The organism is Gemella haemolysans (assembly GCF_028308085.1).
Taxonomy (GTDB): domain Bacteria; phylum Bacillota; class Bacilli; order Staphylococcales; family Gemellaceae; genus Gemella; species Gemella haemolysans_D.
On sequence record NZ_JAQMFS010000019.1, the window covers coordinates 1 to 15,545 of the forward strand.

17 protein-coding genes, 1 pseudogene and 1 riboswitch are annotated in these 15,545 nt (G+C 35.6%); of the genes and pseudogenes, 8 read left to right on the forward strand and 10 right to left on the reverse strand.

Annotation, left to right across the window (positions count from 1 at the left end; genetic code table 11):
* Positions 1–93: 93 nt before the first annotated feature.
* The 10 genes and pseudogenes from PNO30_RS00915 to PNO30_RS00960 all read right to left on the reverse strand — a co-directional run.
* Positions 94–1,557, reverse strand: a pseudogene (locus PNO30_RS00915) (CD3337/EF1877 family mobilome membrane protein); the annotation flags it as partial.
* 2 nt (positions 1,558–1,559) lie between these two features.
* On the reverse strand, positions 1,560–4,007 hold the full coding sequence (locus PNO30_RS00920) for an ATP-binding protein (protein WP_000331158.1): 2,448 nt from the start codon (positions 4,005–4,007) through the stop codon (positions 1,560–1,562).
* Positions 3,991–4,383, reverse strand: a complete 393-nt coding sequence (locus PNO30_RS00925; protein ID WP_000723888.1) for a conjugal transfer protein — start codon at positions 4,381–4,383, stop codon at positions 3,991–3,993. Before PNO30_RS00925 ends, PNO30_RS00920 begins: the two co-directional genes overlap by 17 nt.
* Positions 4,384–4,471: 88 nt before the next feature.
* Entirely contained in the window at positions 4,472–4,969 is a 498-nt protein-coding gene (locus PNO30_RS00930) for an antirestriction protein ArdA (RefSeq protein WP_000342539.1), read from the reverse strand.
* Between the two features lie 116 nt (positions 4,970–5,085).
* The gene (locus tag PNO30_RS00935) at positions 5,086–5,307 is read right to left on the reverse strand and encodes a hypothetical protein (protein WP_001009056.1); all 222 of its coding nucleotides are present in this window, start codon (positions 5,305–5,307) and stop codon (positions 5,086–5,088) included.
* 42 nt (positions 5,308–5,349) lie between these two features.
* Positions 5,350–6,555, reverse strand: a complete 1,206-nt coding sequence (mobT, locus tag PNO30_RS00940; protein ID WP_271986821.1) for a MobT family relaxase — start codon at positions 6,553–6,555, stop codon at positions 5,350–5,352.
* A 22-nt stretch (positions 6,556–6,577) separates the two neighbouring features.
* Entirely contained in the window at positions 6,578–6,730 is a 153-nt protein-coding gene (locus PNO30_RS00945) for a hypothetical protein (protein WP_000879507.1), read from the reverse strand.
* A 2-nt stretch (positions 6,731–6,732) separates the two neighbouring features.
* On the reverse strand, positions 6,733–8,118 hold the full coding sequence (locus PNO30_RS00950; protein WP_000813488.1) for an FtsK/SpoIIIE domain-containing protein: 1,386 nt from the start codon (positions 8,116–8,118) through the stop codon (positions 6,733–6,735).
* A 28-nt stretch (positions 8,119–8,146) separates the two neighbouring features.
* Complete coding sequence (locus PNO30_RS00955; protein ID WP_000985015.1) at positions 8,147–8,533, reverse strand: YdcP family protein; 387 nt, start codon at positions 8,531–8,533, stop codon at positions 8,147–8,149.
* 15 nt (positions 8,534–8,548) lie between these two features.
* Positions 8,549–8,863 carry a YdcP family protein gene (locus tag PNO30_RS00960; RefSeq protein ID WP_000420682.1) on the reverse strand — a complete coding sequence of 105 codons (315 nt, stop codon included), beginning with the start codon at positions 8,861–8,863 and terminating at the stop codon, positions 8,549–8,551.
* Positions 8,864–9,228: 365 nt separating this feature from the next.
* Here PNO30_RS00960 and PNO30_RS00965 point away from each other — a divergent pair, with 365 nt between their 5' ends.
* From PNO30_RS00965 to PNO30_RS01000, 8 genes are all read left to right on the forward strand, one after another.
* Positions 9,229–9,969 carry a TraX family protein gene (locus tag PNO30_RS00965; protein ID WP_271986822.1) on the forward strand — a complete coding sequence of 247 codons (741 nt, stop codon included), beginning with the start codon at positions 9,229–9,231 and terminating at the stop codon, positions 9,967–9,969.
* Positions 9,970–10,163: 194 nt separating this feature from the next.
* Positions 10,164–10,568, forward strand: coding sequence for a YbgA family protein (locus tag PNO30_RS00970; RefSeq protein ID WP_271986823.1), 405 nt, complete (start codon positions 10,164–10,166; stop codon positions 10,566–10,568).
* Positions 10,552–10,917: a TIGR02328 family protein gene (locus PNO30_RS00975; RefSeq protein WP_271986825.1), complete on the forward strand. Its 366-nt coding sequence runs from the start codon at positions 10,552–10,554 to the stop codon at positions 10,915–10,917. Before PNO30_RS00970 ends, PNO30_RS00975 begins: the two co-directional genes overlap by 17 nt.
* A gap of 90 nt (positions 10,918–11,007) precedes the next feature.
* Positions 11,008–11,388, forward strand: coding sequence for a MarR family winged helix-turn-helix transcriptional regulator (locus tag PNO30_RS00980; protein ID WP_003146915.1), 381 nt, complete (start codon positions 11,008–11,010; stop codon positions 11,386–11,388).
* Positions 11,389–11,478: 90 nt separating this feature from the next.
* Positions 11,479–12,342, forward strand: a complete 864-nt coding sequence (gene hchA, locus PNO30_RS00985; protein ID WP_271986826.1) for a glyoxalase III HchA — start codon at positions 11,479–11,481, stop codon at positions 12,340–12,342.
* An 11-nt stretch (positions 12,343–12,353) separates the two neighbouring features.
* Positions 12,354–13,400 (forward strand): LLM class flavin-dependent oxidoreductase, encoded by a 1,047-nt coding sequence (locus PNO30_RS00990; protein WP_271986827.1) that lies wholly within the window; start codon positions 12,354–12,356, stop codon positions 13,398–13,400.
* Between the two features lie 138 nt (positions 13,401–13,538).
* Positions 13,539–13,916 carry a DUF302 domain-containing protein gene (locus tag PNO30_RS00995; protein ID WP_060914150.1) on the forward strand — a complete coding sequence of 126 codons (378 nt, stop codon included), beginning with the start codon at positions 13,539–13,541 and terminating at the stop codon, positions 13,914–13,916.
* A gap of 172 nt (positions 13,917–14,088) precedes the next feature.
* A complete protein-coding gene (locus tag PNO30_RS01000; protein WP_271986828.1) occupies positions 14,089–15,021 on the forward strand; it encodes a dihydroorotate oxidase in 933 nt (310 codons plus the stop codon).
* A gap of 100 nt (positions 15,022–15,121) precedes the next feature.
* Positions 15,122–15,223: riboswitch (purine riboswitch) on the forward strand.
* Positions 15,224–15,545: the final 322 nt, after the last annotated feature.

Consider the following 15,545-nt stretch of genomic DNA (forward strand, 5'->3'; position numbering starts at 1 on the left):
TCTGTACTGAAATCAAGGTATTATTGGGAATCCCAGCTTAAATCATAGATGCCGTAAGGGATTTTATTCTTTATTTAAAACTTTGCAACAGAACCCTTTTTTACCTGTAACAATGGCAGACCCAGCCCCTAGAGTAGTCATGGAACGTCCAAGTTTCCGCTGTAGACGGTGCATGTGAGCGTGCATAAGCATACGAGGTTTTCTCATCACACGACTTCCCACACTTTGAGAATCGTTACTCTGTAGAGAAAACATACTCATTAAATCGCCCAGCTTGAAGTAGATTCCTGCAAAGGTCACAATCTGTAGAAAAGCAATCAAAAAGAACGGATAACCAGCCGATAAGGTATAGAGCATGGTTGAAATACTAAATGCTGTCGTAATAATCAATGTGATTCCAGCTCGTGTCAAAATGGTATTAAAGAGCTTTGTTATGGCTCGTTTTGACATACCATCAAATGATGGAATCATGCTTAAAATAAAGCTCACAGGCAGAAACATAGCATAGATGATAAAAAGTACCTGCGAGAAAATCATGATTCCTGTTAATAGGAATACAAATATGGAAATCCCAATATTGAAGACAAATAGGAAGAAGACTGTACCTAAACGGTTAATGGTCTTTGTAATGGTTAGATTGGTATTGCTTCTGTCTTCAATTTCTTCCGCAACAATTTTTTCTCTGTCTTCGCCATTGTTGGAATCTGGGCTGGTGGAGAGCAGGCTTTCCACACGGTCAATACCGATACTTTCAATGTCTGAACTGTTGTATTGAAGCAGTAGCCACGGTTGCTGAACCTGTATGGAAAACAGGCTATCTCTGATTAAGTCCACGCTGTCCTTGCCTTGACTATCGGAATGGGGCATGACAATCTTCGTGCCAAGTGATAAACTGGCATTACTGATGTCTGATGAAAAGTCATTGATTTTTTTAATGTAGTCGGGAGCGTAGGCAATAAAGGAAGCCGATAGGATAAACACCAGCACAAAATTCATAATGGCATGAATTGCCTTTGTGGTTTCTCTCTTTATCAGTCCCGTATAGGCAACATAAACCCCAAGAACCAAAATCAAGAGTAAGAGGAATCCAACATAGAAACCCTCTGTTGAAAATCCGTTTGCACTCACACCAGCTAAGGTCTGCATATTCTTACCAATGGAATCTGCTGTAGCGGAAATGAAGTCTAAGGAATAGGCTTCCTGTACTAAGTAACCTGTCGCATTGGAAACATACAAACTGATTGTCCAAATAAAATTGGTAATGGCATATAGTCCATACATGACCTGTTTTCCAATCCCGTCCGACCAGTTCCACGGAAGCCAGCCCCAGCTATTATCCACATAAAAATCCAGTTGATAGTTTTCAAGTGGGTATCGGCTGTATTCATTTGCCACATTGACCGTATCATCTACCAAGCCCGCAGCTTGAACCACCGTTCCCAGCATGGCTAAAAGAAAAATGGCAATCACAAGTGTGAAAGCCACTGTCATTGCCACTTTACCTAGACGTTTCAGCGTCCAGTTTGATTTTATTCTGTTTACTATTGATGGTTTCACATTTACACCTCTTTTCGCACAGGTGGTCTGGTATCAAAGGCATGGAGCAGTTCTTCAAATACAGGGTGGAACTGTATCACACCGACACGACCATATAAATCACTGATAAGGCATTGCCCGTTTTCCAAATCACGCAATCGCTTCTGATTGTTTTCGTCCTCTGGGTCTACACCAAAAAAGGCTAAGGTCTTTTTAATCTCGTTAAGGTCAGTGGAACGAAATGCAAATTTTAAGCCGAGGTTATTTTTCAGTTTTTCATCTAAGAGGTCGTCTGTATTTTGGGTCACGAAATATACCCCAGCGTTCATAGCACGATCAGCCCGAACCAGCTTCATAGATAGTGTTTTTCCTTGTGCTACCTGTAAAAAGCTCCATGCTTCGTCTAAATCTACAATCTTGAAAATGCTTCGGTCTGTATGGATAAAGTCTAAAGCAAAGGTACTAATGACAATCAGCATAGCAACGGATAAAAGCTCCATAGTGGTATATTCCTCAAAGGAAGTTTCCTTGTCGGGAAGTACCAAGTCCGCAACCTGTATAATGTTCAGTTGTTTTTCTAAGCTGATAGACTGCTCCACATAACCATTACTGAATAATAAATGTGCAAAGTCATAGTCTGTAAAACTTTCGATATGGTCGGCTATACTGGTACTTAGTGGCGTATTCTCAACCCGTAATTCCTCAATCACTTTCATCAACCCTCGTACTTCACTATTGGTTACTGCACGAATGGCTTTTCTAAGGATTGGGAAGCGTTCCCCATCACGAGAGGAAATCCCCGTAAGGAATGTCAGAATATCAATAGCCAGTGATTCAGAATCTTTGGGATTTTTCATAATCACATAAGGGTCAAGTAAGCCTTTGTTTTTCTCATCAGAAGTCAGAGTGACGATATTGATTTCATGGGAAATCTCTGGCAAGGTTTCTTTCCATCTGCCACGTTCTGCTTTTGGGTCTACAATCACTGCTTGTGCCCCATAAAGCACCGCATAATAGACGATAAGGTTATTCGCAAAGGATTTACCACCACCCAGCGAACCAACAAAAGCCGACGCTAACGCATTGGTTACTGAACCCTTAACCCCTTGACTGGCAAGAGCAGGTTTCAGATAGACATTGCGTCCAGTATCTAAGCTGTAGCCAACATAAATCCCCTCATTTTCCCCCAGCATTTGAGTAGCACCAAAACCTAAACCAGCGAGGAAATCAGAGGTCACGTATTGAATATAATCATTCATATAACGCTTGCTGGCAGGTAAAAATTCTTCATGTAAGCCGAGCATATCCCCAAATGGTCGTACCAGTTTTACGCTTAAATCGTCATAAAAATCTTTCACTTCATTACAACGACGTTTGAGTTCGTCAAGATCATTTGCTGATACCCTTACCACATAAGACAGCTTGTACATAGATTCCTTGCTTTGGTCTAAATTGGTTTCCAGCTCATTCACACTTTCCAGAGCTTCCGCCACATTGGAGCTGGTTTCATTATCACTTTGCCAAGCGTGGTTATCCAAGTCTTTCAGTTCTTTCTTTTTATTGCGGACAGTAGATAGGGCTTTACGATTCGCTACAATTTCCACATTCATTGACGTATCAATCGGGAATGTAAATTGCTGTTGCTGGTAGTAGAAGATTTCAGAGGACGGGAAGTCCAGTTCTCCGACAATGCTGTTAATGGTAAAGTAAGCTACATAGACGGTTTCATCTTCCTGCTGGATTTTCAAATATCGCTGTTTTTCTTCCACCAAACAGCGAGTAGGCTTAATCAAGTCATAGTATTTAATCAGCGTTTCATTATCCAGCTTTTTCTTTGATAGATGGTACTCATACTCTTCATAGGCAGTGCCTGTCTGTCCGTAAAGGTGTTCAATCAGATAGCCGAAGTCGTCCTTATCTAACCTGCGGATTTTGAAACGACGAGAGATTTTATTTTCTAAGAGCTTTTCCATCTTCTGAAAACGCAGGATTTCATCATTACTCATACTAACAAAATCGCCCATCAGCTTATGGTTCACATCATAGACAAAATCAGACAAAGCATTTTTTGCTTCAACGGTAAGACTTTTCATAGAAAACTCCTGATCGTTGAGAAGCAACTTAAAGCCGATAAAGAAACGGTAGTTCACTTGATTTTCGCCAATCATGGATATTAAAGCGTCTGTCTGTTGGTCGATTTTGTCATAGGCAACCGCTTTGAGCTTGCCAGTGACTTCATTTTTGGAACGCTCTTGTGCAGAACGTATGCTGGATTCTGTACTGATTTGTAAAGCATGAATTTTGCCATCACGATTTTGTGCGATAAGCTGTCTGAAAGAATCATGCACTTGTATTTTCTGTTCTGGACTTAGAAATGAGTAATTGTAAGGAACAAGCTCATAGTAAGCATAACATTCCCCGTCTTTATTCCAGACGAGATTGTTTTCAATGTATTTAATTGGATATGCCATAAAATTCACTCCTAACTGCTGTAATGGCTTCTTGTGGCTGGTTTCTGCCAAGCGTTACTTTTTTTCCTGCATAGGTCAGCTTTGGTCGCAGTGCATAAGCAATGACAGACTTCAAAAATCCATAAGGCTTTTTACCATCAAAAGTTTTTGTAGACATAAACCATGTGAAAGCCACAGGAATCCCAAAGTATTTGAGAAATGCTCCCTCTATCATGGAAAGAGGGGGCAAGTTGCCAAGTATCATCACTGCAAAGAGTGACACGACAAACCATGTCATTTGCGTAAAGGTTATGGGAAACGGAAGTCTAAAATCATTGATAGAATACAGTACCTTTTCCACAGACCAGATACTGGTATAGCTTCGTATTTTCTTCATGTAATCAATCCTTTCATAAAAAATAGGGGTAGCTGATTGAGCCACCCCGTAAAATAGAAAATCTGCCAGTAGTAATGTACCGACAGATTTAATAGACGATTTCAAAAATCCCATGATTGGTTGAGATAAACGTTCCTGAAAGGTCTAAATCCCGACCATAGGCTTGATAATCAATATAGTTTTGAAGACTAGCTGGTACTTCGCCTAAAGCACCCGTTTCTTCAATGTAGTAGCGTGCCACGTCATACATATCATCACAATCGGAATGAATGATAATATCCTCTTGATGTTCGCTTAGTTCTTCAATGCTTGAAAAATGAGTGAGCAGAGCAGATAGCTCCGATTGTAATTCTTCGGGTAATTCCGATACCATTTCCCATAGTCGATTGAGTTCGCCAATGGAAGTGTATTCGTCAACCGTAAAGGGTAACTCGTAGTCATGAATGGCGTATTCCTCATATTCATCATTCAAGCCGATTTTCTCTTTGACTTCCTCAAAGTCAATGGGAAAGGTAAACCACGCACCGACCAATTCGCCCTCATTGTATTTGCCTAAATTCGCAATATAGACTTGCATATCGTCCATATATTCACGTCCTTTCTTTGTAGAGATTCAAAAATCCCTACCGCACTTCGTTTGGTGTACCATTCCTTTGCGGAACATAAGAAAACCACTTATATTCCACAAAAGAACGGTTTTATTTAAGCACCAATAATGCGATTGAATAGCTCTAGTAAAATGTCTTTTACTCCAGCAGCGTTGAAGACTAAGCCAACCGCAATAATCGCAATAATTAAAAAGCCAATCAGTTTGCTAAACTCACGCTTGAAGCCAAGATACAAGCCAATCACAACGATTGCTAAAAGCACCAGTGATTGAGCGTTTGATAGAAACCAGTTATAAAGGTTTTGTCCAAAATTCATAAAAATGTTCTCCTCTCTATATTCAATGAATTTGTATTTGAGTTATTTTTTTGTTGTTATCACGTCCTGTTCTTTTACTGACTGTTGCTTCAAAATCTGCTTGTGTCGGTCTGTCAGTTTCGCATGGTCGAGAATGTCTTTTACAACCTGCGTCTGGTTGATTTCATCAAGTTTAATCGCAACCTTTAAGGTCGGGGCAACTTGATGAGATAGCCAGTTCAGCGTCCTTTGGAAGGAGTAAGGCTCTGGTTTTGTGGTTAGTTTTAATCGTTCACGATTGTTCCCAATAAACCAAGCCCATTCTTCATTCAGTTTCCAATCAGAACGAGGTTTGGAATCGTCTTTATCTACAAAACGGATATACCGATTGATAATTTTAAAGGCGGTATGCTCTGGATTGTCATAGACGAGTAAATCACGGACTGCATAATAGGCACGCTCATTTTTCAATCGAATCTCAAAACGGTTTTTTACTTCTGCGTCTTCAATGGGAATATCATTTTTCTTGTACTGCTCGTAGTCCTTTTCATAGATACAGAAATAAACTTCACTTTGTAATGAACTGATATAGAGGGTGTTTCCCATACATTCCTTTTCCTCTTTGCGTACCAGTTCGCCACTGCGATAGCTTTTAAAACTGCGGAAGACGGAGATACATTCTTCCTGTTGGCACTTTTCAGTGAGTACAGGGATATTTAAAATCCCTGTCTTATCGTTAATGGCAAGGTCAAGGCGTTTCATCACACCGCCAGCCACCAAAACGTCCATAAAGAACTCATACCAGCTTCTTTGTTGTGCCAGAAGATAGCTTTCAAATTGTCTGCACCCACGACCTTTCAATTCCACCAGAACTCCTTTGTTCAGTTCATGGGAGCAAAGGACGAATATGTCGCCTAAAGCATAATGCTCTGAATAAGAATAGAAACCATAGTCCTCATGAAGAAAATAGGACAGTTTCAGTTGTAAGATGTTTTCGACCACCTGCTGTACGTCTGTTGTCGGAAAGCGAATTCTTACATAATCAAACAGCATTTCAAGGGGAGCGTCGGGATTGAAGCGTTCCAGAGCTTCCCAAAGGGACTGCTGTAAATCCTCTGATGGCTTGACTTTTCCTGTTTCAATATCGCTTAGATACTGCCTTGTAATACCAGTCGCAACAGCTAAACGGTTTTGAGATAGTCCATAAGCCAAGCGTTTTTCTTTTAAATGCTGTAACCAAGTTTGTTCATTCAGTAAAAATCCCTCCAATCAAAAAGGCGTATGTCAACTTTTAAAGCCCATTTGACATACGCTGAAATTTTGTAAATCCCTTGTAACCAAAGGATTTTCTAATGTTTTTTTGACTGTTTCCTGTCGATTTGTACCCCCCTGTTAGATACGGGGGGTTAAGTGCTGGCGTGGCTATTGCCACACCAGCCAGCAAGATCAGTCCACACCTGCGACTTCCGCTTCGCACGTCGCCTGCGTGGACTGTCTGCTGTTGGATAACTTTTTAATTTCCTCCAAGAAATCATATCCTTTTGGTACAAGGGGAGTATAAAACTCTGATATGACACTTGTTCCTACATCAACATAGCCACGACCTTTGATTCGCTTTAAGAAGAAATCCTTTTGTACGTCACTGCCAAACATCATGCCATAGCCCATTTCAGACATACGACCTAAAGCCACTCTGAAATTAAACTGATCACGGATTCCGTCGCCTAAATATTTTGCGTCTGGACGTTGACAAGCCAGTATTAGAAAGAAGCCAGCTTGACGACCTAACATGACAATCTGTTTCAGCTTATTCATAACTGCGGTGTTTTCTTTTGTTCCCAGCATTTCCATGAAAGCGACGTATTCATCAAAGATTAAGAAGTGTGCCGGGAGACCTAAGTAAGCATAATTTTTGCCAGTCTTATAGTTCTTCATCTGCTTCATTTCCTCACTACGTTTCATCATTTCTTCATAGAATGTTTCAATGCAAGAAAGCAAGTCTTCTTTTCTATAGTAGACATTTGCCATCACAGAACCTAAGTCCGCAAGATCAGCATTTTTCGGGTCAAGAATATACAGTTTTGAATCTGTATGAAGCAAGGCTTCAATCAGTGTCAGTATAAAGTAAGTTTTACCGCCACCTGTACCACCAGCAATCAACATATGAGGGAGCTTATCATATTCCCACCATACGTTTTTCATTAAGCGAAGTTTACCATCTTTAGCTTCTACTTCATCAATAGAAATACGACTGGCTATGGTGTCATAGAGCAAAGTATATTCCACATAGGAATCCTTTAACTCTTTATCCGTCAGCTCACAGTACAAGCCACTCTCTAATTTCTTTTCCAAGTGTAAGAGTTGGTCTTGATATTTTCCCAGCGTGATTTCCACCCGTATCTGTATCAAGCCATTTTTAAGTCGATAATACATTTTAGGGAAGTAGGTTATCTTTTCCTTTGTACGACCAGCACTATCTTTAAAGAAACCCTCTGTTTTGACCTGTTCAGATTCATACCACTTGTTTTCAAGTATCATCTTTGCCAGTTTTTGACGGTGGTAAAGTTGTTTAACCGTATCATAGCGAACCCGTTTGAATACAAACGCTACCAGCAAGCAGATAAGAATTGCGACACTGAAACTGATAATTAAATAGGGAATGTCAATCTTATCTGCTTGTGATAGGTTAAAATCCTGCCAGTTGATCTGCTGGATTGTCTTCACATGAAACAGTCCGACAACCAGCAGGAAAACAGGCAGGAGTGACGCTATCGTAAAATGAAAGACTAAATCTTTACCAGATGGGCGAATCCTTTTACCACGCTGTTTCATGCGAAAAAGTCTCCTTTCTACCTAGCGACTATTTGTCTTGTGTCGGTTCTTTCTTTGCTTGTGGTTGAGCTTTGAATGAACTAGAATCCTTTGTCAGCACAATATCGTCTGCCTTGATATACCAGTCAACATCTGCTCCTTGATAGGTGGCAGTAGCAACGGTGTCCGCAATGGGATTGATAAGTTCCACCCGTGCGTTATAATCAAACTCTTTCAAAGGCACGCTGGCAGGAATACTTACTTGAATCATGCGTCCTTGTCCTTTGGATTTTAAGTCATAGGTACGTTCCTTGATTTCATCTGAAACCGACCCGTCTTCATTTTGGATTCTCACTTCACGACGTAGAGCAGAGAATTTCAATTCTCCAAAAGTCGTGTCTTTATCTAATACAATGCCATTTGCTAATCTCATCATTTTTCCTCTCTTTCTTTATTCTTTTATCATGTCGTCAGCATGTAAAAGGTAATTTGTAAAACCACGAGTGCCGATTTTGTAGCCCTCTGCGGTAATACGTGGATTGACTAACTTCACACGTTCCTCAAAGCCGAAATGTTTTTCGCCAGCTTCAGCAGGAAGCACCACCACAATATCATCTGCTCTTTGAACATCAGAATAGAGATTATAGCTTCTTGATAAGACAGTTAGCCGTCCGTTGATTCTTCGCTGAACGACTTTATCCTCGCCAGCAAATTCTAAATTGCCGAATGTTTTTTCCATGTTGGGAATCACAAATTTAAGTTCCATATTTTTACCTATCCTTTCTTTTTTATTGGCTGAATGAATGTTTGATGGTCTTAAAGAGTGGGGAACGACCTTTTGATTCTTGATTTTTTGTTTTCATAAGTTCACTTCCTTTCAAAATCGGGTAAAAAAATAGACACCTCATTTTTTGAAGTGTCTACCTATTAAATATTCAAATTTTATTGGAAGTATCTTTATATCTTCACTTTTCAAGGATAAATCGTCGTATCAAAGCTCATTCATAAGTAGTAAATTAGTAGTAAATTGAGTGGTTTTGACCTTGATAAAGTGTGATAAGTCCAGTTTTTATGCGGATAACTAGATTTTTATGCTATTTTTATCGCAAAAATAGTATAGAAAGGAAGAAGATGAAGAATTTAAAGTTTGATGGAACCCAGTTAAAATATATAGCTATAATTGCTATGACAATTGATCATTTAGCATGGCTATTATATCCAGGTTTAGTTAAAGAACCGATACCAGTAATTATGCACATAGTAGGACGTTTAACAGCACCGATTATGTGGTATTTTATTGCAGAAGGATGTTATTATACAAAAGATATTAAAAAATATTTCTTTAGGATTATGAGTTTTGCTGTTATCAGTCACTTTGCTTTTTGTTTCGGTTTAGGTATACCATTTGATATAACAACAGGAAGTATATTTAATAAAACTAGTGTCTTATTCCCATTGGCGATGTCGGTTGCATTAATCGCAATTTTTAGAAATGAGAAGATAAATAATACATTAAAGATTTTAGCAATTATTGTTTTCTGTTTATTAACGTTTGTAGCGGATTGGTCTTCAATAGCTCTAATGATGCCATTCTTTTTATATAATCATAGAGATAATAAAAAACAACAAATACTTGACTATGTTATCTGGATAAGTGTTTATGCAGCTATTTATATTATATTTATAGATGTATTTTATGGAGTACTACAGTTTTCAACTTTATTCTCTTTACCATTATTAATGAGATATGATGGCACTAGAGGAAAACATATTGGTTCTAAGTGGTTCTTCTACTACTATTATCCAATACATTTAGCTATTATAGGTATATTTAGAATAATATTATATGGAAATATTTCATTGGTACTTTAGAAATAGTATGGACTTAGCAAATCAAAAGAACATGGATAGGTTTAATACAACAAAAATCTAATATAGGGGTTCCTTATTAAGACAAAACTTAATAAGGAACTTTTTTACATATATTGTGATATTAATTTGTAGTAAAAAAGTGAAGGATATAATATAATTAGAATACTATAAATAATAAGTTTCGAAAGGATAAAATGAATAATAAAGAAGAAAAAGTTCAATGCCAAAAGTTATGGGCAAATAATAAATACTTAGTTCTAAGTCACTCAAGTAAAATATACTTAGAAATTAGAACGTATTTAAAGCAAGAAGAAGTATCACTGAGTAAAGTGAGTGAACTTATAAATCAAGCAATAAGTTTACCAGAAGATAAAGGACAAGTAACGAATGCACTTCATCATGTCTGGGGATATTTTAAAAAATTTGCAACAAAAGAAGAAAAAGATCATTTTTTTGAAATGATTGAAGAATATCATAATAATAAATATAAAAAAGAAGGTTTGATAAATGAAGTAAAATATCTTCTAAAGAAATATCCAAATAGATATTTGGAAGAATCTACTTTTATCAATGGAGGACAAGATGAGACTTTGGCATGAAGAACTAATATCAAAACTACCAAGGCAACAACTTTTAGGTCAACATAGAGAATGCTGCGCATTAAGAGGAAATGGTTGGGGTAAGAAACATGCAACGGTAGATTATGTATTTGAACATAAGCCATTTTTCCTTTTTAAGTATCATGAATTAATCATGCAGGAAATGAAGAATAGAGGATATAATGTTAGTAAAGAATGGCTAGATAAAAATTATAGAGGAAAAATTTGTGCTCCTCACAACGATCTAAAAGAGTATAAAATAAATAAGCCGATTTATAAAGAACACGATGCAGCATACTATGATGAGTGTATTGAGAATTTAGCTCAAAAGGATATTTTTATCTGGTAGTAATTAAGAAAAGATTGTTTTATTGACAATTAATAATAAAAGTAGTAATATTAATTTACTTGCAAACGCAAGTAAATTAAGAGGTGACAAATGAATAATGAAGAAGTAGTAAATAAATGGATAGCATTTCATAGTAATATGAAACAAATAAGTACTGAATTAGAAGATGCCTTATCAAAAGGAGAGCATCCAATAACTTTAAATGAATACTATAGCTTACATTACTTGAATGAAACCGAAGGAAATATATTAAGAATGACAGATTTAAGTACTAAGATTTCATTAAGTTTAAGTGCAACATCAAGAATGTTAGCTAAATTTGAGAATACGTGTGGTGTAATAGAAAGATTTTCTTCTGCTGAGGATAAGAGAGGTGTATGTATAAAATTAACACCTAAAGGAAAAAAGTACCTAGAAAATACTACAAGTATAGTTACAGATGTATTAAATAGAAATAGTGATAAAATATAAAATCAGAATTTATTATTTTGATTTTTATATTTTACTAATGTACTTGTTTGTGCAAGCAAATATTTTCAAATAAAAGTTAGGAGAATTAAAATGACAAAATTAACAAATCAACCAGTAAAAGATAGAGCAGAACATAATGCATATTTTCCATCAGACTATTCTTTGAGTATATATACAAGCCCTGTGACAAATTTTGATGGTTTTAAATTTGAAAACACATATAGTGGTGAAAAGAATAAAATTTTAATGATAGCGACAGATGAAAGATATTTACAAATGTCTAATGGAAAGTATTTTTCGACAGGTAATCACCCTGTAGAAACATTATTACCAATGTTACATATGGATGCTGCTGGATTTGAGATAGATATTGTTACTTTATCAGGAAACTCTGTAAAATTAGAGATGTGGGCAATGCCAGAAAAAGATGAAAATGTTATGAAGCTTTATAATAAATATATAGAAAAATTTGAGAATCCTCTTAAATTAGATAGAATTTTGGAGAATATTACTTCAGAAAATTCACCTTATTCAGGTGTTTTCATACCAGGTGGTCATGGTGCAATGATTAACTTGCCTGAAAGTAGAGAAGTAAAAGAGGTTCTTAAATGGGCAATTAAAGAGAATAAAAAAATCATAACACTTTGTCATGGTCCAGCTGCATTAATTTCAGGAAATATTGATGAATCAGAGTTCTTATTTAAAAATTATGAAATGACTGTTTTCCCAGATAGTATAGATGAGGGAGCAAACCAAGAAATTGGCTATATGCCAGGAAAATTAAAATGGTTATTAGCTGAAAAGCTAGAAAGTTTGGGTGCGAAAATAGTAAATGAAGCAATAAGCGGTCAGGTTCATATAGATAGAAACTTAATAACTGGAGACAGTCCTCTTGCAGCAAATCAACTAGGAATTGTAGCTGTAGATGAGTTGTTAAAAATGGTAAATAAATAGAGGTGATAATTATGAAAATTTCAATTTTAAATTTAGCTCCATTAAGACAGGGGCAGAATTTTAAAGATGCTATTGACGCAATGGTTAAATTAGCTAAAAAGGCTGATGAATTAGGATATGAAAGATATTGGATTGCAGAACATCATAATACTAAAAGTGTAGCAAGTAGTGCGACACAATTACTAATACAACGTACATTAGATAATACAAAAAATATTAGAGTAGGATCAGGTGGAGTAATGTTGCCTAATCATAGTCCGTATATAGTTGCTGAACAATATGGAACTTTAGAGACTCTTTATCCAGGAAGAGTTGATTTAGGTTTAGGTCGTGCTCCAGGTACTGATTATAACACTGCGCGAGCTATTAGAAGAAACACAAATAGAGAGATGGATTTTAAAAAAGAAGTCGTGGAGCTATCTGGGTATTTTAAAGATACAAGACCTGTTCATGCATATCCAGCTGCTGGGCTTGATGTTCCACTATACATACTAGGTTCAAGTACTGATAGTGCATATGTAGCTGCTGAGCTAGGATTACCTTATTCATTTGCATCGCATTTTGCTCCAGCTATGATGGAAAATGCAGTAACAATTTATAGACATTACTTTAAACCATCAGAAGTTTTAAGTGAGCCGTATGTAATTTTAGGTGCTAATGCAGTTGTTGCAGATACCGATGAAGAAGCAAAAAGATTATCAACAACTCAGATTCAATCATTTTTAAATATCATTACAAGTAATCCTCAAGGTATGGTTCCTCCAGTACAATCGGAAGAAGCGGTTTGGAAAAATTATATAGCTACAACTAAAGTGCCACATTTTGGGCCAATTGCATTTGAACATGATGAGATAGTTGATCATGAGAAAGCTGTCGTTGATCAGATGACAAAAATCTCATTTATTGGTAATAAGGAAACTGTGAAAAATCAAATTTTAGATTTGAAAAATAGGGTAGAGTTCGATGAATTAATGATAAATTCATATATTTATGACGAAAAAGCACAGCATCATTCATATGAACTATTAAAAGAGGTTATCGATGATATTAATGGATAGGTTATTGGTGAATTTAGAAATACTACTTCTTAATTGCTAAAATTTATAATTTCTTGAAAACTAAATTGATGACAAAAGTAGATAATTAGTGTATTATGAAATCAAATAAACTTAATAATAGTAAAAAAGAGGTAAATTATGGAAAAATATCTAATTAATGACGAATTTGTCAATGTAAAATCAAGAGTAGATGAATATTTAGAAAAAAATAACATTCACCAATTTTTAAATATAAACCAAGGGGAATATGCTAAAAATGTTGGTTTAGAATTAGAGGATATTCAATATGTAGTTTTTGGTAATCCAAAAGTAGGAACTTTACTAATGCAAGATGACTTATATCTAAGTTTTAACCTACCACTTAAATTATTACTTATTAAGAGAGATGATAAAACAGAAGTATTATATGAAAAACCTACTTCATGGTTAAAAGAAGAACATTCTGATAGAATAAAAGACATTTTACCAAAAATGGATAATTTGTATTTAGATATCATTAAGTATCTAGAAGTATAATTAAGAATTGTTTATTTTAGATAAGAAAATTAAATAAGGAGAATTATAGATAAAATTGATTTTCTATAATTCTTCTTTTTTATGTGAATATAAATCTAAAACTAGTTTTATCAATGGTTATTGAGAGTATTTTATGATAAACTGTTATTATTATACATAGGAGGTATGAAGAATGTTAAAAACAAATTTTTTAGATATAGAACTATCTAACCCATTAATGAATGCATCAGGGGTACACTGTATGACGACTAGGGAGTTAGATGAATTAGCGAATAGTGAAGCGGGGGCTTTTGTTACAAAAACTGCAACTCGTGATTATAGAGAAGGTAATCCTGAGCCTAGATATTATGATACTGCTTTAGGAAGTATAAATTCAATGGGGTTGCCAAATAATGGCTTAGATTACTATTTAGATTATGTTATTGAACGCCAAAGAGCAGGTGCAAAATTACAGTTTTTATCTGTAACAGGTATGAGTTATGATGAAAATATTGCTCTATTAAAAAAAATTCAAGAGAGTGAATATGAAGGTGTGACTGAATTTAATCTATCGTGCCCAAATGTACCAGGAAAGCCTCAGATTGCTTATGATTTTGAACTTACAGATAAATTATTGGCTGAGGTATTCACATTTTTTACAAAACCTATTGGGGTAAAACTACCTCCGTATTTCGATATTGCTCATTTTGATGAAATGGCTAAAATTCTTAATAAATATCCTCTTACATATGTGAATAGTGTAAATAGTGTAGGGAATGGTTTATATATTGATTTAGATAAAGAACAAGTAGTTATCAAACCTAAAGGTGGATTTGGTGGACTAGGAGGAGAATATATAAAACCAACTGCATTAGCTAATGTTCGTGCATTTAGGGAACGCTTGAATCCTAGTATAAAAATTATTGGAACTGGTGGAGTTATAAATGGTAAAGATGTATTTGAACATATTCTATGTGGTGCTGATTTAGTGCAAGTAGGAACAACTCTTCATAAGGAAGGAGTTTCAGTTTTTGCTAGACTAACTAAAGAGCTTCAAGAAGTGATGAAAGAAAAAGGGTACTCAAGTTTAGATGACTTTAGAGGTAAATTAAAGGTAATAGAATAAATAATTAGCATATATATAGTATAAATTTTAATTAACGATGAAGATGTAACAGAAAAAATAGATAACACTTGAAAATAATTTTGAAAATTGTTATTATATATTGTATAGACAAAATATAGCACATATAAAGGCAAGAATATGGCTTGCAAGTTTCTACCATCAGACCGTAAATTTGATGACTATGGGCATTCTTATTATAATATTATTGGAGTTGGCCCAAAAATCCTAGATTTTAAAAAAGTTTACAAGAAAACTCATAGACGCAGTGGTTTATTGATATCTAAAATCGCTTTATAAAAGCTCTTTAGATATCTAATAAACTGTGCGGGGGTGACTCGACAAAATCGATTTCCCCGAAATCACGATTTTTGAGTCACTCCCATTTATTTGTAGTAGAATTTTAAATCGCCTATAAGTAATTATAGGCGATTTTCAGGCTGTTGACAAATAGGTCAACAGCCTGTTTTTTAACTGAAATAAAATCCTTAAAATGGTATAATATAAGTATACAAAGGAGGTTTTAG